This window comes from Limnobaculum xujianqingii (assembly GCF_013394855.1).
In the GTDB taxonomy this organism is placed as follows: domain Bacteria; phylum Pseudomonadota; class Gammaproteobacteria; order Enterobacterales; family Enterobacteriaceae; genus Limnobaculum; species Limnobaculum xujianqingii.
The window spans coordinates 714765-736277 of record NZ_JABMLK010000002.1 but is presented as its reverse complement, the minus strand read 5'-3'; the positions used below and the strand labels follow the sequence as shown (position 1 = coordinate 736277).

Genomic DNA, 21513 nt, shown 5'->3' with positions numbered 1-21513 from the left:
TATATCTGACGCCACTCTATAAGGAGTGGCGTTATTTTTTGCTTAGAAGTTGCCAGAGTTAGTACACATCAGCTCATCACTGTCTACAACACCAAAACAGGTCATTTTTCCAGTAATTTCAGAAGGTAAACTGTAGGTTGGCTTATCATTTAATGTCACTTTTTTAGTTTCCGGATCCATGTGTATATCAACATGGTTACCATTGCCCCACTCCCACTGGCTTAAGAAATACACATCTGTCGCTGCGCAGGTTGTTACCTTGCAGCTACTTTCGCTTTTTAACTCCCCAGCTTTGTAATATGTACAATGTGCATTTTCATCTTCTGCACAGGCGGCTAAAGCTGAACTGGTAAAACATAATCCCGCAATAATCATCACCAGATACTTCATCATTACATCCCTTCTGCTCGGTAAGTTCCGAGTAACATCCTATAAAAAAACCTCCGATGACAATCACTGTCGGTCGGAGGTCTCAGATTTTTTCAATCAATAATATTAATAATTAATCGATATCATCCAGTTGATCTTTCAATGCATCCGCATTTGGGTTCTTCTCTACATCAACCTTACCGTCGTTTGCAAGGAAATCATGACGTTGGAAGTACGCTTCACGAACGAAGATATAAGGATCCGGCGAATTAGCCAGCATCTGGTCCTGATCGAGGAATTGAGCACGACTTTCAATACCCTCAACGGTCCATTTGCCCACAGAGCCCCAGAATGTTATCCAGCTTAGCACCGGATAAACGTAATCCACATAGCCACCACCTTCATCACGCAGGGTCGCAGAGCCATAAGCAGGTAATACGGCGTAAGGACCGTATGGAACATCATAATGACCCAGCACCTGACCGAACTCTTTGTTATAGCCCTTTTTCAGCTTGTCATTGGACATACCGGCAACATCAATAAAACCGCCCATACCTAACAGGGTATTCACGAAAAAGCGGTTAAAATGGCGGAAACCATCATAAACGTTGCCCTGCAGGAAGTTGTTCACCATGCTGGCTGGTTCACCCAGGTTACTGGTGAAATTACTTAAACCATTACGTGCAGGCTGTGGCATATAGTCACGCCATACCACCGCGACAGGGCGGACAACATACGGATCCATATACTTATAGTTAAAGTTGAACATGGAACGGTTAAACCCTTCCAGCGGATCCTGACGAGTTCCATCTTCGTTCATGCTTCCGCTGTTAGCACATCCGGCTAGCATCACTCCGGCCAGTGCCATACTGATAAGACGGCGCTTCATTCTCTTCTCCCTAATATGCAGGCTTACAGCACAGCACTTACTGTTTAATCTGCCCAATGGTCACGTCGACAGTTTCTTTACCGCTAAATGTGTGAACATCACTTTCACCGATCAAACGTTGGGTATCTGCCTGATCGTTGCTGGTAATGGTAGCCTTCACTTTCACCTGCTTAAGGCTGGAAAGTAAACGTGCTGGCATCATCGAATTACTGTCATCTAATGCCAATTCTAACGGAAATTTATCTAACGGCAATTGTTTAACTGCTACCGGTATTGGAGATTCACCATCCAGTACCGCTATCATTACTTTTCCTTGCGCGGGTAAATGTGATGTCATTTCTGGTGATAACGCCAGTTTAACTGCTAATCGATAGCCATTAGATGTCACCTGAGCTTTAGCATAAGCAAGGCTACTTCTGATAACATCAAGACCTTTGGCATCAGCTGGTAACAGAGTTAAGACTTTCTCCCAGGCCATAATTGCTTCATTAAAATTACCCTGGCCAAACGCATTCATCGCTAATGCTGACAGCGCGTCAGTATTATCAGGTTCCGTTTTCAGGATATTTTTCAATATATCGCTGGCCTGTTGAATATCATTTGGGTTATTAGAACGGGTCAACAACTTAGCGTAGATAATCTGAATGTAACTGTCTTTTGGTGACAGCTGCCAGGCTTTTTCGTAAGCCTGCAATGCCATTTCACCATCACCCAATTTTAGTCCGGCTAAGCCCAACATTGTCCAGTCGCGAACATTATCAGGATCGGAAAGCAACTCAGTACGTAAACCCAAACCAAAACGGGCGATATCTTCCGTTGCCACCAGTTGACCGCTATCCGCTTTCTGACGCAGCTCTGGTAGCATCTTCACAATCTGCTGCCACTGCATCACCTGAGCTAAGCCACCGGTATGAAAATAGAGCCCCAGCGATACTACAACCAACAGTAAGACGCCGGGTATTAATGCCGTCTTGCCAAGTGGAGCCTGCTTCGTGGCCCGCTCACTATCCGGAATATCTTCCAATAGGTTATGTTGTAATTCAGCGATCATAGTGTCACGTTCGCCAATAACGCCCTGATCTTCATCTGCACTCAACTCGGTCAGACGCTGCTGATAATATGCTTTGTTAATTGCGTCACGGTCGGTGTCTGCATTAGGGTCAGGTTTACCCAACGTTGGCACGATCAGTAATGCCGCAGCAATAACCAGTAATACAATGATTGTCAGCCAAAATGCGATCATGATTTCTTCCTGCCTTTAGCGCCCGTTTTATCGCTTAATAATTGCTGTAATCGTGCTTTTTCTTGCTCGGATAAAGTCTCAGACTCCGCCTCTGAAGCACTGGCTTTACGACGGCGAGAAAGCATCACAATCGCAGCAGCACCAATTACCACACACAGCACAGGAACTAACCACAAGAAAATAGTGGCTGGCGTAATCGGCGGTTCATAAGTGACAAAATTGCCGTAACGATCAACCATATAGTTGATGATATCCTGCCGGGACTGTCCTTGCTCCATCAACTCATACACTTTCTCTCGCATGTCTGTTGCTATAGGAGCATTTGAATCGGCAATGCTGTTATTTTGGCATTTAGGGCAACGTAGTTGTCCAGTCAGCTCACGGAACTGTTGCTCTTCTTCCACTGACTTAAAGTTATAAGTATCAATGGTCGCATGAGCTACAAAGGTCATCATCAGGCCGAACAGAATAAATGAAATACGTTTAAGCATTATGAGCCGCTCCCCTGATATTTAATCCAAAGGGGTTTAATTTCTTCTTCCCAAATACGATCGTTAAGATCGCCAGCATGGCGATAGCGCACAATACCGTCGCCATCAATCAGGAAAGTTTCCGGAGCACCATAAACACCGAGGTCCAGTCCTAGCATGCCGTTGTTGTCATACAAACTTAGTGCATAAGGGTTGCCCAAATCATTCAGCCACTTGATGGCTTTATTGCGCTCATCTTTATAATTCAGGCCGACTACACGGATCCCTTGTGCCGATAGTTTATTCAAGAACTGATGTTCGGCATAACAGGTGGGGCACCATGTTGCCCAGACGTTTAATAACATCGGTTTACCATCATGTAATGCTGCCTGATCGTAGACTTTTCCGGGGATATCCAACGACTCCAGCTTAAATTTTGGTACCGGCTTACCAATCAGTGCCGATTCCAGAGAGGTTGGATCGTCACCCTGAGCGTTACGCTGTAGCTGAACCATAAATGCGACCACCAGCCCCAGAAAGACAATTAATGGAATAAACAGCAACTTCTTATTCATACTGTCTCCTCACGGGCTAATGATTTTTTAATCCGATAACGTGGGTCGAGAATACACAGCAGACCGCCAAACGCCATAAACAAGCCACCAAACCAAATCCAGCGAATAAACGGTTTGTAATAGATTCGAACTGCCCAGGCACCATCATTAAGCTGCTCACCCAATGCGGCATATAAATCGCGGGTGATACCACCATCAATAGCAGCTTCAGTCATCATGCTACCTGCAACTTTGTAGTAGCGTTTTTCAGCGTGTAACGTTGCTTCAGGTTTACCTTTACGCGTGATTTCCAACTCACCGGCACCACCGGTATAGTTTGGTCCGGAGATTTCACGAACATCACGGAAAGTGAACTTATAATCGTGAATCATGATGCTATCACCATCTTTCATGCGCACATCTCGTTCCACACTATAGTTCTGGCTAAAAGCAATACCGAATACCGTAACGGCCATGCCGAGATGAGCAATCACCATTCCCCAGTGGCTACGGGAAAGTTGAGTTAAGCCTTTAATGAAACCATGACGATGAGTGGCTCGCTCATGCAGCTCCATCACGGTCAGCACGACTACCCAGATGGACATCATCAGGCCCAATACCGTCATAGCGACAATCTGATCCTGCAATAGCCACGGTAAGGTAAATGAAGCTATCAGTGTAATAATCAGAGCAACAATCAGGCGTTTTAGCAGCTTTGATGGTTCATCACGACGCCAGCGAACCAACGGTGCGACACCCAATAACAGGGAGAACGGCACCATCAGCCAGATAAACATTGAATCAAAGAATGGTGCACCAACAGAGATTGAACCTAATCCTAATTGTTTATGCACTAATGGTAATAGCGTGCCGAGCAGAACTACCAGCATTGCCGCCATCAGCAGAATATTGTTACCCAGCAGGAAAGACTCACGGGAGAAGAACTCGTGGCGAGCCTTGGTCTTACTGACTCGCGCACCATTTACTGCGTACAACAGTAAAGATCCACCAATTACTACAACCAGGAACGCCAGAATAAACATACCGCGCGCCGGATCCGAAGCAAAGGAGTGAACGGAAACCAGAATACCTGAACGCACCAGGAAAGTGCCTAACAAACACAGGGAGAACGAAACAATCGCCAGTAATACGGTCCAGGCTTTGAAAGTGCCTCGTTTTTCCGTTACGGCAAGTGAATGCATTAATGCTGTGCCGGTAATCCATGGCATCAATGACGCATTTTCAACCGGATCCCAGAACCACCATCCACCCCAACCTAACTCATAATAAGCCCAGTAAGATCCCAGCGCGATACCCAGCGTCAGAAAAATCCATGCTGCGGTGGTCCACGGGCGAGACCAGCGAGCCCATGCTGTATCTAAACGACCAACCATCAGAGAAGAGATAGCAAATGCAAAAGCTACCGAGAAACCGACATATCCCATATATAACAACGGTGGATGGAAGATCAGACCTACGTCCTGCAACAGCGGATTCAGGTCGCGTCCATCAATCGGGAACATCGGTAAAGTACGAGTAAATGGATTAGAGGTCAGAATAACAAACAGCAGGAAGCCAACGTTAATCATCCCTAACACCGACAGCACTCTGGCTACGGCATCCAACGGCATTTTGCTACTGAAGAGTGCAACAGCACCGGTCCATAATGAAAGCAAAACGATCCATAACAGCAGAGAACCTTCGTGAGCCCCCCAAACGGCCGCCATGCGGAAATAAACCGGAAGCTGGCTGTTGGAATTTGTTGCTACGTAGATAACACTGAAATCATTAATAATAAAGGCATATACCAGACAACCAAAAGCCAGCATGGTGGTAGCCAGTAACCCATAGGTTAATGGCCGGGAAACGGCCATCATTCGCGCATCTTGTTTATAAGCACCCAATAACGGATAGATGCTTAATAGCAGCGCCAGAGCAGTTGCCAACGCCAGCGCAAAATTTCCAATCTCAGGTATCATTTAGCATTCCCCTGAGCCGCGGGTTTATCTTTATAATCGGCTTCAGGACGGTGATGATTATCTTTCATCGCCTCTTCCACTTCTGGCGGCATGTAATTTTCATCATGCTTGGCTAATACTTCTTTAGCATTAATCACATTGTTCTCTTCAAATACACCCTGAGCAACTACGCTTTGTTCTTCACGGAACAGGTCTGGCAGAATACCTTCGTAGTGAACGTCAATTGCAGCACGGGCATCATAAACTTTAAAGCTGACTTTCAGAGATTCAGGATCGCGTTTCACCGATCCTGTCATCACCATTCCGCCAATACGTAACCGCTGCCCCGGTTCAGGTTTAATTTTATCTTCACCTTTACCGTAGACGATTTCACCCGGGGTGTAAAACAGGTCGATATTAGAACGCAGGGCATACAGCACCAGTGAAATCGTTACCGCCATTCCAACCAATACGGCAATCGCCAGATACATTCGGTTCTTACGACGCGGATTCATAGGCTTGTCTCCTGCTTACTCTTCGCATTTTCGATTCGGGCTTCACGAGATTTACGGCGTTGAATTTCCGTTAGTAATTGTTTCCGTTGCCAGCGGGTATGCCAGACCAGAGCCAGTAGTGGGATCACCGTTGCCGCTACGGCCAGCCAGACAAAAAAGCCATAACCACCCATTGCAAAAAATTCCTGCCATGAAGAAAATGCCGGTGTCATTTGCCTGCCCCCTTACTAACCAGTGACTCAACCCAAGGTTTCTGGCGGTCATGAATAAGAATTAAATTACGTAACCGCATCAGGGTTAAAGTAATGAAGAAGAAGAGATAACCAAAGATAGAGAGTCTTAGTGGCGTTCTCATGCTTGGGTCAACGGTTTGCTGCATATTGGTTGAACCCTGATGCAGGGTATTCCACCACTCCACTGAGAAATGGATAATCGGTAAATTCACTACGCCAACCAGTACCAGAATACCTGCTGCTCTTCCTGCCAGACGCCTGTCATCAAAGGCGTTATACAGCGCAATAGCACCAAGGTACAAAAACAGCAGAACCAGTTCAGACGTCAGGCGAGCATCCCATACCCACCACGTTCCCCACATTGGTTTTCCCCATGCGGAACCGGTAGCTAATGCGATAAAGGTAAACACAGCTCCCACCGGTGCCATTGCTGAAGCCACCATATCCGCCGATTTCATTTGCCATATCAGGCCAATAAATGCGGCGATGGCCATGGAACCGTATATCCCCATCGACCAGATAGCAGCTGGCACATGGATATAGATAATCCGGAAGCTGTCACCCTGCTGGTAGTCCGACGGGGCAAAGCCAAATCCCCATATCCAGCCAGCAGATAAACTAATGATACCGGCTATTGCCAGCCAGGGAATAAATCTACCGCAAAGACGATATAGCGTCTCGGGTTTCGCGAGGGAATGCAGCCACTTCCACATAGTTGTTTATGCTCACACTTGGTTGTAATTAAAATAATCAGTTAATAACTATTATGTTTGTTATTGCACACTTACCCGTAAAGCGGCTGAAGCGGCAAAAGGTGCTAACGTCGCGGTTCCTGCTAAAATAGCGCCTAAAATGGCTAAATAACCATTGATAGGCAGCGACATCGATGCGGCATCAATCGCCGAGGTCGCAAAAATCAATACCGGAATATATAACGGCAGTATCAGTAAGCTCAGTAAAACCCCGCCTTTACGCAGGCCAACAGTTAACGATACACCAATTGCACCAATAAAGCTTAGTGTCGGTGTTCCTAACAATAGGGTCAGCACCACCGCTTTCCAGGTTGCATAATCAAACGACAATAACAGCGCCATCAGTGGCGATAAAATCAGTAATGGTAAGCCGGTTAACAGCCAGTGAGCACATACTTTTGCCAGAATAGTCAGCGGCAAAGGTACCGGCAACAACATCAGTTGCTCCAGTGAACCATCCAAAAAATCATCTCTTAGTAATCGTTCCAGCGAGAGTAGTGAAGCCAGTAGCGCTGCAACCCAAACAACTCCCGGAGCAATACGGGATAGCAGCTGTGGCTCAGGTCCAATGCTTAATGGGAACAGAGTTACCACAATTAAAAAGAACCACAGCGGGTTAATAATTTCAGAGCCCCTGCGAAAAGCAATTTTCAACTCGCGGTGCAAAATCGAAATAAACATCAGCGCCACACCCCGCCATCAAGCTTTATTTTACGAATCGGGCAACGGGTACTCATCATATCCTGATGGGTCGTCAATATCACAATACCGCCCTTTTCTGCATGTTGCTCAAACAGATGAGTTAAATGCTCTACACCTTGCTTATCGATAGCGGTTAATGGTTCATCCAGAATCCACAGTGGTGCATCACTCAACCACAAGCGCGCCAGGGCAACACGACGATGCTGACCGGCAGAAAGCTGTGCTACTGGCACATCTTCGTACCCTACCAGACCAACTTGTGATAACGCACTCCAGATGGCATCGGGATCTTTTTTACCGGAAGATTTCTGAAAGAATGAAAGGTTTTCAAACGGCGTTAATACCGCTTTAACGCCTGCCTGATGACCAATATAGAGAAGAGAATGATTGTAACGATCGCGATTACGGCGTGTTGATTCCCCTTGCCAGAGGATATCACCACCATCACTGCTGGCTAATCCTGCAAGAATGCGTAACAGGCTGGTTTTCCCTGCACCGTTAGGCCCTTCAATCTGGACCAGCTCTCCGGGATGAATAGCAAAACTCAGCCCGGTAAACAGGGCTCTTTCATCACGAATACAATTCAGTCCTTGCGCTTCCAGCATCGTATTACACATAACTCTCAATTGGTAAAAATTGGCTTTATCATATCACAGCCTTTTAGCGGCTCGTAGCTTCGCACCTAGCGGTTAGCTACCTAATTGTGGGTAAAATACGGCCTCAGATCAAACACTGAATAGGAAACTCAGAAGAATGTGAACTACATCTAAAAACCACCAATTGCAGAAATAGGAGAATAAAATGCTAAATAGCAATTTCAGTCAGGCTGGAACTAAAATTCGACTAACCTGTCACTAATTAACCAAACGCACTCAACAGTGCTGAATCTCTGAATAAAAATAGGTATACTGCTGCCGCTGCATAAGTCCCCGTAGTTAAATGGATATAATGAGCCCCTCCTAAGGGCTAGTTACAGGTTCGATTCCTGTCGGGGACGCCATTCAGACGATTATTAATACCGCCCCTCTTCCTACTTATTAATGCTATACAACTCACCAATATTGAACGCCTTTCTTATATAACTTACTTATTTCTATACTATTAAACCTCCCTTTATTGATGCTAAACGCTATCAAAAATTCAGGCCATCAGGAGCTCCAGTGAGTTTTTATTCATTTGAAGGATTAATACCTGTTGTTCATCCCACTGCCTATGTACACCCTAGTGCAGTGCTTATTGGCGATGTAATTGTCGGTGAAGGGGTTTATATTGGCCCTCACGCTTCCTTGCGTGGAGACTATGGACGGCTGATTCTGGAAAAAGGCTCTAATCTTCAGGATAGCTGCACTATGCACGGCTATTGCGACAGAGATACCATCGTTCATTCATCTGGTCATATTGGACATGGCGCCATATTGCATGGCTGTATCATTGGTCGTGATGCCCTGGTTGGAATGAATAGCGTCATTATGGACGGAGCAATTATCGGTGAGGAAAGTATTATTGGTGCAATGAGCTTTGTTAAAGCAGGGTTCATTGGCAAGAACAGGCAGTTATTAATGGGGATACCGGCAAAATACGTGCGTGACGTTTCAGATGATGAACTCCACTGGAAGCAACTGAATACATTGGAATATCAGGATCTCGCTTCCCGATCTCTGCTATCCATGCGGAAAGTTATGCCTTTAGAACAGATGGAAGCTAATCGTCCTCGGTTAAAAGGGACTACGGAGGTTAAGCCTAAAGGGGAGATGGGTAAATAACTGGAGTTTTGTCATTTTCAGTTACCATACTTTGATATATTCAAAAATAGTGTTCTGATTTCACAATCTCTGACAGAGAACAGATTTAAACTTCATACAAATTATCTGGATGATATAGAAAGCATTATTCTTCATACCAAACATCTTCATAACCATTAATATCTGTAATAAATTTAAATCCCGAAGCCAATGCAAGATATTTCAATACATAATCAGGAATAATCTTATAGATATGCGAAAAATGAATCGGTTGGAAAAAATTTTCATCGTCAGAATAATTTCCACCCCAAAGATACCATCCACATGTGCCATTATCGCTGTCGTGTCTTACTCCATATATTGGCTGATGTTTAATTGATTCAATTGCGATACCAATAATTTCATTTTCAGTACAAAAGAAACAAGGTGAGTTATATTTTTCGCAAAGTTGTTTTTGTATCTGTTCTAATTCTTCCTTATTGTTCATGATGTATTCCTTTTACCCGCTCCAAAGCTCTTATTACACCTGAAATTAGGTATAGACTGATAAAAATTAATCTCAACCTGTTCATAATAACGATGTCGGTTATAGTGTAAACCACTCTCTTCATCAAAATGCTGGCCGGAGACTCTAACTGGTGGTGGTACTAAAAATCGGGGAGACTACATCTATTTATAATCCCAAAAAAATCATTTTTTTATTTTTGGGATTCATCCATTTACTAAAATAGAATAATCAACGCATTCCTTTAAATCGCAAGAGTGAATAATCCTCTAACGATATATATAACTCAATACCCGGGCCATTTTCCCATATACCTTTGACTGGGACTTCAAAAGGCACACCATTAACATTCTGTTTAGTTTTAGGTAAAAAAGCTATAGATACATAATTATCACTTTTACATTCATCAATTAATATTTCATATTTTTCTAGAGACCAACTTCTATTATAACGCTCATTAAAAATCTTTAATAAGTAGTTTTCACTATGACACAGTGCAAGAAAAATCTTTCCATCAAGTAATAATTCGCTGTTTAAAGATAAAGCCATTGTTAATACTCTCTATAACGTTTTAGTACCCACACCAGGAACATATACCTTAAACTTCCCACTAGGAGTCCCCAAATATGATCTGTGTTTCTCACAACCAGAGGCTGCTTGGTCTGAAATCGATTTATCCTTTTTAGAAAATTCATCACTATCAAATTCATCATGATCTTTATCTGTTCTTTTACCATCTAATGTGGAATAGTCACCATGTGTATGATAATCACCAACAATAGTTGCTCCGTTCGAGATTTGTAGTAATGCATCTGCAGGCCTAAATCTATCCTTAGTACCAGCTACAGGTATAGTGGCATAATATTGACCATTCTTTTCATATATTAAACCTCCATATTCTTTATTTTTTCTAATTGATTTATCATTTGCAGGTGCTAATACCTTTGCGGCCACTTCATCCTGAGAACTACCCGTATATGGTGTTTTTTGTAGCCCTAATGGGTCAATCCACTTCAATATGTTTGATGCATACTGATATGAATTCATTCCCCTAACAACCCAATTGGATCCTGACAAACAAAAATTCCCGTACGCGGATCATAATAACGATGTCGGTTATAGTGTAAACCACTCTCTTCATCAAAATACTGTCCCTGAAGTCGTAGCGGTTGTTTAACTTTTATTTCATCCAGTTGGTCTACCCGACCAAACGCGGTGTAGTGGGCACTCCAGGCGATATCACCTTGGGCGTCGTATAACCGCAATGGCATACCGTTCGGATCGTTCTGATAAAAATAGTAACCGGTTTCTTCTGGTGGAGCGAGACTGCCGATACCCTGCTGTTTGCACTGTAGCACCAGCGGTTCAAAGGAGTTCAGGTAGTAGACAAAGAAGTGACTATCCAGTTTGGCATTCACTCCTGTCGCCATTGGTGAGAAACTGACTTCTGCGGTCAGCGCATCGCCGTCCCAGATAAAATAGGTAATCTTCTCAACCCGATCGCTCATATCGATACAGGTTTTGCGGATACGTCGCCTTAACGCATCATAGTGATACTGATAACGTTCACCGCGCTCTCCGGTACGATAAAATCCACTCAGACACTCATTTTCGTCCCATTCAAGACGGTCGCTTCGATCACCGTCCTCACGGACAATCAACTGGCCTGCCTGATTCAGGCGATATTGTATCCCGTCATTAAAGGTCAGTTCACGCTGGCCTTCCGGATTCTCTTTTTCGACAAACCGATCGCCGTTCGCGTTATACACATAATCGTGGATCTCACCCATTGGATTGCTGTGACGAGTAATTTGCCCTAACACGTCATAGTGATAATCAATGGAATCACTGTGGGCGCAACTGGTGATGCTGTTCAGTTAGCTAACCGAATTATTCCTCTAACTAAAATAATGAGGCAACAAACTTCAGGTATCGTAACTATGTTCCAAAGATGCTAACCATATTCCATTTCTTACAAAAGACTTGAAGAACCTTTTGAGGTCAAATTTAGCATCTATTAAGATACCAACATTAGATTAGGCAGGCATTTTTAATTCATTAAAATGGCAGTAAATTTCTCTGATTAGATTAATTCAATGAGTCTTGCTGATAAATTAGTAGCCCTTCGTAGACAGAAAGGATTATCACAACAGGCATTAGCTAATGTTATAGGTATTCATGTTACTCAAATAAAGCGTTATGAAGGCGGTGCTGCTTTACCTTCGCTTGAAGCGATTAAGAAATTGGCACAAACGTTTAAAGTGACAACTGACTCTTTAATTTTTGAGGAGAAGGAGCTACTACCTAATACTGATTTAGCCTTACAATTTCAGGCTATTAATCATATGTTACCGGAACAACAACAGGTGATTAAGCAGTTACTGGAAGGGATGATTATCAAGTATGAAGCCGAACGCTGGTCTTCCAGAAAGAAATAACGCAATGAATACGGGCTGCAACCCGTACTCATTGCTCACCACAAACAACTAAACGGAGTAGTTAATCATGGCTGAGTACGATTATATTTCAGAAAAGAAGATTTCCAAAGCACAGCGCCAGTATATTGTTGGTTATGTGCCTAAGCACGGTGATACCAGTACACCAAATATTAATTTAAAGGGTAAATGGTTACGTGAGGCTGGGTTTGAGACCGGCGCACATCTTACAGTTAAAATAGCTGACGGCTGTATTGTACTGGTTCTGGACAGTAACGAAGTAGATAACCTAAAAAATGAGCAGGAATCTCTTTGCCAAAAACAGCGGGGGATTAAACAAGCTAACTGTACTACGCGGAGTGCCACTAAAGCCCCCTCTCCAAGGAATGAAGATTTAAGGCAGTAAACGAAGCTGAACGTTATTACACTGTGGAATACATCCCGTAGAGAGGTTAAAACCAACCCGCCATCGGCGATTAATGAGGCCGATGGCTCGAAGATCTGGGTTCTTCTCCAGCCAAGTAATTAAACAATTTAAATTACAGTCCCATTTAGTTCAAATAAGGCTATAAGTAATAAAGCATCATTTTTCAGTATATATTTCTTTCTTTAAGCTCACTTGTTCCTAACTTCATAAACAAAACCTCCAATGATTCAGATGGAAATGGATGCTCATAAATTAATATACTAATTTTTAAAGAAATACCGTCTAGCTGTTCTACATTCCATAAAAACCAAGCTCTATTTTCAAGCTCAAACCAATAAAGCCAGTCACTAAGCCCCCAATCTTCTTCATCAAATGAATTAGAAAATAGATCGGTAAAAGTCTTTGGTAAAATTGAAAGCCATTCATTTAAATCTGGCCATTTTGGAAAACTATTTTCATTAATTAGTAACAATATTTTTTTTGACTCTTTCGATATTATTTCGGCATTACCAACACTACAGGAAGCGACATATTCGACAATAATCCCTTCATGCTTTTCAGTTATTATAGAAGATAATAGTCTTTTTCTCTCATCTTCCAATTCTATTTTGACTGACTCCAAAAACGTCATGATTCCCCACCTGAATTTGGTATAATATTATCCATCAATTCATTGATTTGTTGAGTTCTTAGTCCATATTGATCAGCCGTCCCTTTATCTACTCTTAAAGGTCTTGTTTTATCTGACTTACATTTCGAGCGGCTTAACTCTCTTTCTGTCATAGATGTTTCTCTCAATTTATCTAAGAATGATTTCTTAACTTTGAAAGATTTTACTTTCTTATCATCACCACTACCACGAAATGCACTAGCTCTTTCCGAACTGCCGAAATTTAAAAATAGCATTTTTGATTTATCTGGAATAGAAATATTATTCGCATCATCAATAAGAACTCGTTGACTCCCTGAATTGTTAGTTTCGACACGATATACAGTAACTGTTTCTTCACCAGTTAGACCTAATGGATCTGCCCACCCTAATATGTTTATTATAAACTGATAAGGATTAATCCCCCCAACCAACCCAATCGGATCCTGACAAACAAAAATCCCCGTACGCGGATCATAATAACGATGTCGGTTATAGTGTAAACCACTCTCTTCATCAAAATACTGTCCCTGAAGTCGTAGCGGTTGCTTAACTTTTATTTCATCCAGTTGGTCTACCCGACCAAACGCGGTGTAGTGGGCACTCCAGGCGATATCACCTTGGGCGTCGTATAACCGCAACGGCATACCATTCGGATCGTTTTGATAGAAATAGTAACCGGTCTCTTCCGGTGGAGCGAGACTGCCGATACCCTGCTGTTTGCACTGTAGTACCAGTGGCTCAAAGGTATTCAGGTAATAGATGAAGAAGCGACTATCCAGTTTGGCATTTGCCCCTGTCGCCACCGGTGAGAAACTGACTTCCGCGGTTAGTGCATCCCCATCCCAGATAAAATAGGTAATCTTCTCAACCCGATCACGTATATCGATACAGGTCTTACGGATACGCCGTCTTAGTGCATCATAGTGATACTGATAACGTTCACCGCGCTCTCCGGTACGATAAAATCCGCTCAGACACTCATTTTCATCCCATTCAAGACGGTCACTTCGTTCGCCGTCTTCACGCACAATCAACTGACCAGCCTGATTCAGGCGATATTGCATCCCGTCATTAAACGTCAGTTCACGCTGACCTTCCGGATTCTCTTTTTCGACAAACCGATCGCCATTCGCGTTATAAACATAATCGTGGATCTCCCCCATTGGATTGCTGTGACGAGTAATCTGACCTAATACGTCGTAGAAATAACGATCGGTTCCACCACGGCTATCACTGCGCATCACCAGATTGCCGGACACGTCATAGTGATAATCAATAGAATCGCTGTGAACGCTACCGCTACGATGCAGGCTTTGGCGCTTCAATTGCCCTGCTTTGGTATATTCAAAGGTCGAGATAACGGCTTCGCTCTGTTTCTGGCTAGTCAGGCGACCAATCTCATCAAAACCAAATTCGATTGGTGCATGGTCATCCACCTGCTGGCGAATAAGTTGCCCCAGCTCGTTGTATTCAAAGCGCAGCGCTTGGTTAAACGCCGTTTCTTTTGACTGACTGTGATGCCGTAACTGATGATGTTGCTCTGATAGCTGACCTGACAGGTTATATACATACTCAAGACGAGCCGTCACATCCTGCTGCTGCTGGTTCTCCAGAATTAGCATACCAACTTGATTATATTGACGCGTCACTTCGCTATGCTGATTCTTCGCCAGAGTCAACTGACCCCGTTTGTTATAAGCATAGGTTTCCGTCTTTTCTGGCTGCCCCTGCGGAGCTTTACTGACAATCCGCCCCATCTTGTCACAGGTAACTGCCAGTAACTGGCCTAACGGGTTAAGGCTCTGGGTTAAATAACCGGCCTCATCATAATGATAGCTACGTGCTTTTCCCCAATAATCCCGTTCTTCAATCAGGCGACCAACCGCATCACGATTTAACTGCCAGCGCTCACCACGCTGATTGGTTACACCAATCAGTTGTTCTTCGGTATTGTAATGATATTGAAGTGAATTACCGTCCGGCAACGTCTGCTGCGATAACCGCCCCTGACCAAAATAGGCAAATTTAGTCACTTTTTTACCGCGATCGCGGTACTCAATCAGATTATCTTCATGGTCATAGCGGCAACTGATAAACTCCCCATCTTCCAACTGACATGAGATCAATCGCCCTTTTTTATCATACTGATAGCGAGTCTCATCACCATTAGCCAACCGACGCTTTTGCAAATGACCAAAACGGTCAAACTGAAAATCAGTTACTCGCCCGGCAATGTCCTGAAGCTGACGAATAAAACCTAGCTCATCATAAGTTAGTTTTGTCTGCTGCTGCCCGCTATGGACCTCAACCAGTTGCCCCAGCATATCGTAGCTATACCAGCTTTCCTGACCCAACGGGGTTTTCTGGCTAATCAGATTACCGTTGTCATTCCACTGCTGTTGCCAACGCTGATTTTCAGCATCAACAATCTCAATCGGCTTGTTTCTTTCATCATAGCGAATACTAATACCGCTTCCGTCAGGATAACGGCGGCTGACAATATTTGCCCGCTGGTCATATTCCCATTCGGTTTTGTTACCACCCGGATCAATTTCCGATATTCCTCGTTGTTGACCATCGTACTGATAGGATTTAACTCCCCCCAGCGGATCGATTCGAACTAAAGGAAGTTGTCGTTCATCATATTGCAAAATAGTGGTATGACCAAGAGAGTCAGTAATTAACGTCTCCTGACGCTCAGGATGGTAGGCAAACGCATAATCAAACAGACCATGATCGCCCCAGGCGCGGTGCACTCGCTGAATCTGGTCTTCATACAATGTATAGGCATAGTAAAATGACAAACCATTGCGGTCTGTATGGCGCACCATCTGGTGATTATCAATATACTCAAAATCATATGACTGCTGATGAGCATCCAGAACTGACACCATATCGCCATGATTATTCTGCCGATATCCCGCCAGCAGCACACCGGTATTATCGGCAGCACTTTCATATAGCACCAAATCGGTTAAATATCGCCCTTCATAATGGCAAGTAATCTGGCGCCCGGTATCGCCTTCAAGGCAATATTCAACCAACTGTTGGAGATGCTGTTGTTTATCCCGTTCAAAACGCCAACCGTTACCATTCAGGTCTTCCATCCGACTAAACCAAAGGGATAACTGCTCATCCTCTTCCAGTTGCTCTACCCGATGCTGCCAGTCACCCGGAAGTGGAAAATGGTACTCAACACCCTCTCTGGTTCTTAAAATTAGTTCATTGTTCAAACGATAGATGGCATGCCCTTGCTGCCAGTCCAGACTGTGATGTTCCCAACCTTCATAAGCAGGTAGCATCTCAAATGCGGTTTTATGATCGGGGGAACTGAGCAAATGCACCTAAAATGCCTTCGGTAACGACTAAAGAGAGGTGAATATCCGCTGGAGTTAACCAGATATGTCCAATTGCACCATTATATGCCTGATGGCCTGAGTAATAGCGATCCCAAATCAGTGGAAAACGCCCATCTACTTCAAAGTCATTTTGCTGAACGATAACTTCACCAGTAATGGAATTCACCGGTTCAGCATCAAAAATTTTACATTTAACAAAACCCGGCGGTAATTTTGAAAACAGTTTTTTAGCCAGCTTAGAACCTCGAAACGCCTTAAACAGCGCCAATGCAATCGCCAGGAAGTTTAACGTAGGTGGACCACCAACCAGAACCGGGCGACCAACAGGTATCGGTAACGTTACTGCCGTCGGTAATGAAAGTTCTCTTCTTTCCGTATGGGCGCCATTTTTCTTGATTGGTAACATACCAACAAACCAGCAGCTTAACGAAGGAAGCGCCAGATAAGAGAATGGGTCACCGTTAACAATAACAGTTTTACTTCCCATGAAAGCTTCGGCATCACAGGAGGGGAGTTTTTGCGCGTAACCCGCCCCCAGAGGGAAATGTAACCCGGGGATATGGCGTGAATTGGTTCCTACCGTAGCCCGTAGCAAATTATTGACCAATACTGGTCTGTCAGAACCTCCGCCCTGTCCAACACCTGCCCCTAAGGCATCTTTCACCGAATTTACCGCGCCAAGCGCAGATTTAACCATCGGGTTACCCTGTACGGCTTCACTGTTCCATATTTTGCCGCCAACCTGGCCTGCCGCTGACTTAAGATCTCCGCTTCTTATTGCATTAGCCAGCGCAATCGCCTCCTGCGCCTGCCCTACCTTTTCCATGATCTCCGCAGGAACGTTCTCCTGAACAAAATTCATTACTAATGAACCCACAAAAGATTTAGCCCCGTTAACCATTTCACGGAAATCCAGAACAAGACCAACATGTGGATGAGGAATAGGAGCCGGTGCTGGAACGTTCACCATATGAACATCCACCCCTACAACAGGAGATAAATGCGTTGATGCCAGAAGACTCATACTCTCTTCTCCTCTTCCTGAGATGATTTAAGCGGATCAAGGCTGACAAACTGCTCCCAGTCATCCCCATACAATAAGGCGAACTTCTCGCGCATTTCTCCGTAGCGCATATTGGTCAGGCCAATATGCTTATAAAGCCAATGGGTTAAAATAGGTAATGAACTCTGTTTACGTAGTTCCGGCTCCATATTGAGTCCGGCATCAATCCCTTCAAATGCTGCACTGAAAGCATTAGCCGGGCTTTTAGCCTTATCCCAACACTCAGCACGCATTCTGTCGGCTTCCACAGTCAAAATATAATCTGCATCGGCTAAAGAAAATTCAGGAATTCGATCGTAATAACTTGCCGCCAAGTCATATTCTTTATTCATGTAATACACGCTGCAAATACCAAAAAGGGCATTTACAATCAGTTTATTACCTGCAGGATGCCCCTCTTCTTTTGCCTGCTCAGCAGAGGTCAATGCCTCACCATAGGCTTGTAAAGAGCGCGGTTTATCCTGCCATTTCAGGTAAGCAGCGCCGCCAATCAAGTGAACAACCACACTCTGATCAAACCATCTGGCATTATTGGTGATAGCTAATGCCGCTTTGGATAAATTCTCTAAACGTTGAGGGTCGTTATTCTTTAGTGTTTCTGTTAGTTCAACAAAAAGGCGCCGGAACTTTCCGCTGTCCCCACGCTCATTTGATTCTGCAATCATTTCTCTGGGAACGTTTTCACAATGGTACTGGCCATTTACCCGATAAACGGCCTGAGGATGGCTATCGGATAATTTATTAAACAGGTCCGTTTCCATGGTGTACACCACAAAACGGATGCGATCGGAGGCCCACTCGCCTGACAGGGTTTCGGTTAATAGCTCACCTAACCAGGATTCCGTCTTGCTAAGGCTTTTCAAATTACCCGGAGAGAACACCCATAAAAAACCAGGAAAAATATCAGGATGGTGTTGCATAAGACTATGCGCTATCTGCAGCAAATATTGCGTCTCTGTTGTACCGTTTTCTTTTTCCGGCACCTGCCAGTCCGCCCCGATTCCCTGAGCTAAAGACCCATCACGTCGCTGGTCATAAAAATTGATAATATTTTGTGCTATCAGGGCGGCATACTTATCACCGGAGGTAAAATCATCGGTAAACTGCATGGTGCAGCACCCATTTTCCTGCTGAACTTGAAAATAGGTATTAAGCAAATGGAGATCGTCCTCATTCGCCTGCCAGTAAAACAACTTTGCCTGTGGTTGCTCAGCAAATGCTAAAGCATCCTCATGAGCCAGCATAAAGCGACGTTCCACCGGGTTTGAAGGCTGCCAACTATCCATGGTTCAATTCCTTTATAATTATTTCAGTCTGGCTGAAGATCCTTCATCCGTTATGGATTCAGTTTCACTACGGCACCTTCAACAATATTCTCTGTCATGCCATTAGAATGAACTTTAGGCGCCACCGTGCTGCATTCACTTTGCCCTGCTACAGTGATTTTCACGCCCATGATTTGAATATTCCCGGCGGAATCCATGGTGATTTGAGAACTGCCGCAACCGATAACAATTTGGTCTGCCGCGGTGATGGTAAGCGTTTGGGACTGAAGGTTTTGTGCCGCAGTAACTACAATCGTCTGGCTTCCTGTAACATTCATATTATGGGAAGCCTGGAAGTTCTCCGTCATCAATCCATGAATAGTCGCGGTTTTAGTGCCATTTACCGTTGTAGTTTGAGTGCCCTGAACAAACAGAACTTGATTGGAAAGGTACTTAGCATCATGGTTGCCGTTAACGGTAAAATTGTGGAGATTTTGATAGGTGGTATTTTCTGCGCCAGTTACCGTAATATCCTGCGTACCCGTCACCTTAACCGTATGGTTCCCCTTGATGGTTGTATCCTGATTCGCACCTATCTCTACGGTTTCATTAATATTGACGTTATCGGTACGGTTTTTAGTGACGGTAATGGATTGATCGCCACCTACGGTAAGCGTCTGATTAATATCAACATTGGTGGTTTCATTTTTGACGACATGATCGGTACGATCTCCCGTAACATCAATACTCTGGTTGCCACCTACATTGGTACTCTGATTCGCAGTGACATTAACGGTTTGGTGTTGACCAATATTTTCCGTATGGTCCACATCAACATCAGTGGTTCTGTTATTACGCACGCTGGTATTCATATCTTTTTGCGCATGCATAAATAACTGCTGTTGACCGTCAGAATCTTCAAACCTTAGCTCGTTAAATCCACCACCTTTATGGGTTTTAGATTTAAACGATGTTTGCGTTTTTGCAGCAGGTAAATCCAGCGGCGGGCTATTTTTGCCGTTATAAGAGGTACCTAGAACCATTGGCTGATCGATATCACCATTGATATAAGTGATTACCACTTCCTGCCCGATTCGTGGAATCGCCATCATACCAAAGCCATCACCATTCCAGGCCTGACTGGTACGCACCCAACATGACGCATTCTCGTCAGGGGCATCATATTTATTCCAGTGGAAATGAATCTTTACCTGACCATATTCATTAACGTAAATCTCTTCTCCCGCAGGCCCCACTACCGTGGCTGTTTCATCGCCGTGTACGGTAGGTTTAGCAATAAACGGGGCACGCCAGTCAACGGAGCCAGGAATAAAAGTAAAGCTATTGGTAATTGCAGCAACCTTATCTACCGATTCGTCAGCAACCGACTGAGGCAATGAGCCTTTGTGGACAATATTAACCACTTGCCAGGAGTCATTCAGTGCTGCATTAGAATGTTCTGCAATAGTAAAAATTTTGCCGGGCATCATTTGAATCGTATTGCTTTCGGCGTTACCTGACAGGCTATCCGCCTGATAAGCTTCTAAACGGTATTTGGCATATTGTTGGGCAACACCATCATCATCGTAACGGCCATAGCTATCGTACATGGTGAACGCTGGTCGTTTTTTCAGATTTTTAGTTTTGAAATCTAAACCAACATCAGGGTGAGAAAACTTATAATCTTTGAGATGCACCGCATTTGGTGTCATTTTAGCCCCATAGCGTAAGCGATGGATAACCGCATCTCTGCTGGCACTCTGAATATGTGCGTTATACAGTAATTTCTCACCGCCCTTCATTCCGGTGCGGCTGTCACTGTAAAACATACTGTTTTCTTCAAACCAGAAAACTATTCCTTCTTCAGCCGCAAGCCGGCAGAAGAAGTCATAATCGGTTTCGTTTCTCTGGGTGGTATATTCCCATTGTTTATGGGTATCAATCAGCTTAGATTCAACACGAACACTATGCTTTTTCAGCAATTCATCAAGGATGTCTGGAATAGATTTGAAATGGAAAATCCGGTTATCCTGTACCAGTGTCAATAACCACATTTCAGGACGGATAACAAAACTATAGTAAGTACGTTTAAAACCGCTGTCGCCCTGAAAAGCTGCAGCAACAATGCCGTTAACAGTGCGCTTTACCACACCATCAACCATCACGGTTAATGAGGCTTTTTGCAGTAGCTGCTCATCCATATCAATACTGTCGTCATTGCTGGCAACGGTTAACTCTAAAGTAAACAGCGTCGATAAAGCCTCTTCCAACGTGAAATCAACTACATCAAACGTTGTTTCCGGCAGGCTGCCAATTTTGCATGAGAAATATAATCCGGTATCCATAACCTACATCCCTATATTTCATCAACATAATGCGC

Annotated in this window: 23 protein-coding genes and 1 tRNA gene; 4 read left to right on the top strand and 20 right to left on the bottom strand. The window is 44.0% G+C overall.

The genetic code is table 11. The annotated features are described in order from the left end of the window. Positions 1-42 precede the first annotated feature (42 nt). From GOL65_RS17205 to ccmA, 11 genes are all read right to left on the bottom strand, one after another. On the bottom strand, positions 43-393 hold the full coding sequence (locus tag GOL65_RS17205) for a hypothetical protein (RefSeq protein WP_140918242.1): 351 nt from the start codon (positions 391-393) through the stop codon (positions 43-45). Positions 394-502: 109 nt separating this feature from the next. Next, complete coding sequence (gene mlaA / locus GOL65_RS17200) at positions 503-1258, bottom strand: phospholipid-binding lipoprotein MlaA (protein WP_140918243.1); 756 nt, start codon at positions 1256-1258, stop codon at positions 503-505. A 37-nt stretch (positions 1259-1295) separates the two neighbouring features. Further along, positions 1296-2501 (bottom strand): c-type cytochrome biogenesis protein CcmI, encoded by a 1206-nt coding sequence (gene ccmI, locus GOL65_RS17195; RefSeq protein ID WP_228723146.1) that lies wholly within the window; start codon positions 2499-2501, stop codon positions 1296-1298. Beyond that, positions 2498-2992, bottom strand: coding sequence for a cytochrome c-type biogenesis protein (locus tag GOL65_RS17190; protein WP_140918244.1), 495 nt, complete (start codon positions 2990-2992; stop codon positions 2498-2500). The genes ccmI and GOL65_RS17190 overlap by 4 nt, the downstream gene beginning before the upstream one ends. Continuing rightward, on the bottom strand, positions 2992-3546 hold the full coding sequence (locus GOL65_RS17185; protein ID WP_140918245.1) for a DsbE family thiol:disulfide interchange protein: 555 nt from the start codon (positions 3544-3546) through the stop codon (positions 2992-2994). The genes GOL65_RS17190 and GOL65_RS17185 overlap by 1 nt, the downstream gene beginning before the upstream one ends. Beyond that, positions 3543-5504: a heme lyase CcmF/NrfE family subunit gene (locus GOL65_RS17180; RefSeq protein WP_140918246.1), complete on the bottom strand. Its 1962-nt coding sequence runs from the start codon at positions 5502-5504 to the stop codon at positions 3543-3545. The genes GOL65_RS17185 and GOL65_RS17180 overlap by 4 nt, the downstream gene beginning before the upstream one ends. Continuing rightward, a complete protein-coding gene (ccmE, locus tag GOL65_RS17175) occupies positions 5501-5998 on the bottom strand; it encodes a cytochrome c maturation protein CcmE (RefSeq protein ID WP_130591950.1) in 498 nt (165 codons plus the stop codon). The genes GOL65_RS17180 and ccmE overlap by 4 nt, the downstream gene beginning before the upstream one ends. Further along, positions 5995-6210 carry a heme exporter protein CcmD gene (gene ccmD, locus GOL65_RS17170; protein WP_140918247.1) on the bottom strand — a complete coding sequence of 72 codons (216 nt, stop codon included), beginning with the start codon at positions 6208-6210 and terminating at the stop codon, positions 5995-5997. Before ccmD ends, ccmE begins: the two co-directional genes overlap by 4 nt. Further along, entirely contained in the window at positions 6207-6944 is a 738-nt protein-coding gene (locus GOL65_RS17165) for a heme ABC transporter permease (RefSeq protein WP_140918248.1), read from the bottom strand. Before GOL65_RS17165 ends, ccmD begins: the two co-directional genes overlap by 4 nt. Positions 6945-7004: 60 nt before the next feature. Then, the gene (ccmB, locus tag GOL65_RS17160; protein ID WP_130591953.1) at positions 7005-7664 is read right to left on the bottom strand and encodes a heme exporter protein CcmB; all 660 of its coding nucleotides are present in this window, start codon (positions 7662-7664) and stop codon (positions 7005-7007) included. Beyond that, positions 7664-8290 carry a cytochrome c biogenesis heme-transporting ATPase CcmA gene (gene ccmA, locus GOL65_RS17155; protein WP_140918429.1) on the bottom strand — a complete coding sequence of 209 codons (627 nt, stop codon included), beginning with the start codon at positions 8288-8290 and terminating at the stop codon, positions 7664-7666. The genes ccmB and ccmA overlap by 1 nt, the downstream gene beginning before the upstream one ends. A 320-nt stretch (positions 8291-8610) precedes the next feature. Here ccmA and GOL65_RS17150 point away from each other — a divergent pair. Beyond that, positions 8611-8685 (top strand) — tRNA-Arg (locus tag GOL65_RS17150). Positions 8686-8845: 160 nt separating this feature from the next. Beyond that, positions 8846-9448 (top strand): carnitine operon protein CaiE, encoded by a 603-nt coding sequence (gene caiE, locus GOL65_RS17145; protein WP_140918249.1) that lies wholly within the window; start codon positions 8846-8848, stop codon positions 9446-9448. A 124-nt stretch (positions 9449-9572) separates the two neighbouring features. Here the strand turns inward: caiE and GOL65_RS17140 are convergent, their stop codons facing one another. The 4 genes from GOL65_RS17140 to GOL65_RS17125 all read right to left on the bottom strand — a co-directional run bounded on the left by GOL65_RS17140 (position 9573) and on the right by GOL65_RS17125 (position 11755). Then, positions 9573-9914: an immunity protein Imm33 domain-containing protein gene (locus tag GOL65_RS17140; protein WP_140918250.1), complete on the bottom strand. Its 342-nt coding sequence runs from the start codon at positions 9912-9914 to the stop codon at positions 9573-9575. A 249-nt stretch (positions 9915-10163) separates the two neighbouring features. Then, complete coding sequence (locus GOL65_RS17135) at positions 10164-10481, bottom strand: hypothetical protein (RefSeq protein WP_140918251.1); 318 nt, start codon at positions 10479-10481, stop codon at positions 10164-10166. A gap of 12 nt (positions 10482-10493) precedes the next feature. Further along, on the bottom strand, positions 10494-10979 hold the full coding sequence (locus tag GOL65_RS22305; protein WP_140918252.1) for a DUF4329 domain-containing protein: 486 nt from the start codon (positions 10977-10979) through the stop codon (positions 10494-10496). Next, entirely contained in the window at positions 10976-11755 is a 780-nt protein-coding gene (locus GOL65_RS17125; protein WP_140918253.1) for an RHS repeat-associated core domain-containing protein, read from the bottom strand. Before GOL65_RS17125 ends, GOL65_RS22305 begins: the two co-directional genes overlap by 4 nt. A 273-nt stretch (positions 11756-12028) precedes the next feature. On the opposite strand from GOL65_RS17125, the gene GOL65_RS17120 reads away from it, so the two are divergent. Beyond that, positions 12029-12370: a helix-turn-helix domain-containing protein gene (locus GOL65_RS17120; protein ID WP_140918254.1), complete on the top strand. Its 342-nt coding sequence runs from the start codon at positions 12029-12031 to the stop codon at positions 12368-12370. A gap of 67 nt (positions 12371-12437) precedes the next feature. Beyond that, positions 12438-12773 (top strand): SymE family type I addiction module toxin, encoded by a 336-nt coding sequence (locus GOL65_RS17115; protein WP_140918255.1) that lies wholly within the window; start codon positions 12438-12440, stop codon positions 12771-12773. A gap of 184 nt (positions 12774-12957) precedes the next feature. Here GOL65_RS17115 and GOL65_RS17110 read toward each other — a convergent pair whose 3' ends face one another. The 5 genes from GOL65_RS17110 to GOL65_RS17090 are packed head-to-tail and all read right to left on the bottom strand — an operon-like array spanning position 12958 to position 21478. After that, on the bottom strand, positions 12958-13425 hold the full coding sequence (locus tag GOL65_RS17110) for a hypothetical protein (RefSeq protein ID WP_140918256.1): 468 nt from the start codon (positions 13423-13425) through the stop codon (positions 12958-12960). Continuing rightward, positions 13422-16790 (bottom strand): RHS repeat-associated core domain-containing protein, encoded by a 3369-nt coding sequence (locus GOL65_RS17105; RefSeq protein ID WP_140918257.1) that lies wholly within the window; start codon positions 16788-16790, stop codon positions 13422-13424. Before GOL65_RS17105 ends, GOL65_RS17110 begins: the two co-directional genes overlap by 4 nt. Beyond that, positions 16762-17829 carry a DUF6531 domain-containing protein gene (locus tag GOL65_RS17100; protein WP_140918258.1) on the bottom strand — a complete coding sequence of 356 codons (1068 nt, stop codon included), beginning with the start codon at positions 17827-17829 and terminating at the stop codon, positions 16762-16764. Before GOL65_RS17100 ends, GOL65_RS17105 begins: the two co-directional genes overlap by 29 nt. Then, positions 17826-19154, bottom strand: a complete 1329-nt coding sequence (locus GOL65_RS17095) for a hypothetical protein (protein WP_140918259.1) — start codon at positions 19152-19154, stop codon at positions 17826-17828. Before GOL65_RS17095 ends, GOL65_RS17100 begins: the two co-directional genes overlap by 4 nt. A 50-nt stretch (positions 19155-19204) precedes the next feature. Continuing rightward, on the bottom strand, positions 19205-21478 hold the full coding sequence (locus GOL65_RS17090; protein ID WP_179038469.1) for a type VI secretion system Vgr family protein: 2274 nt from the start codon (positions 21476-21478) through the stop codon (positions 19205-19207). Between the last annotated feature and the right edge of the window lie 35 nt (positions 21479-21513).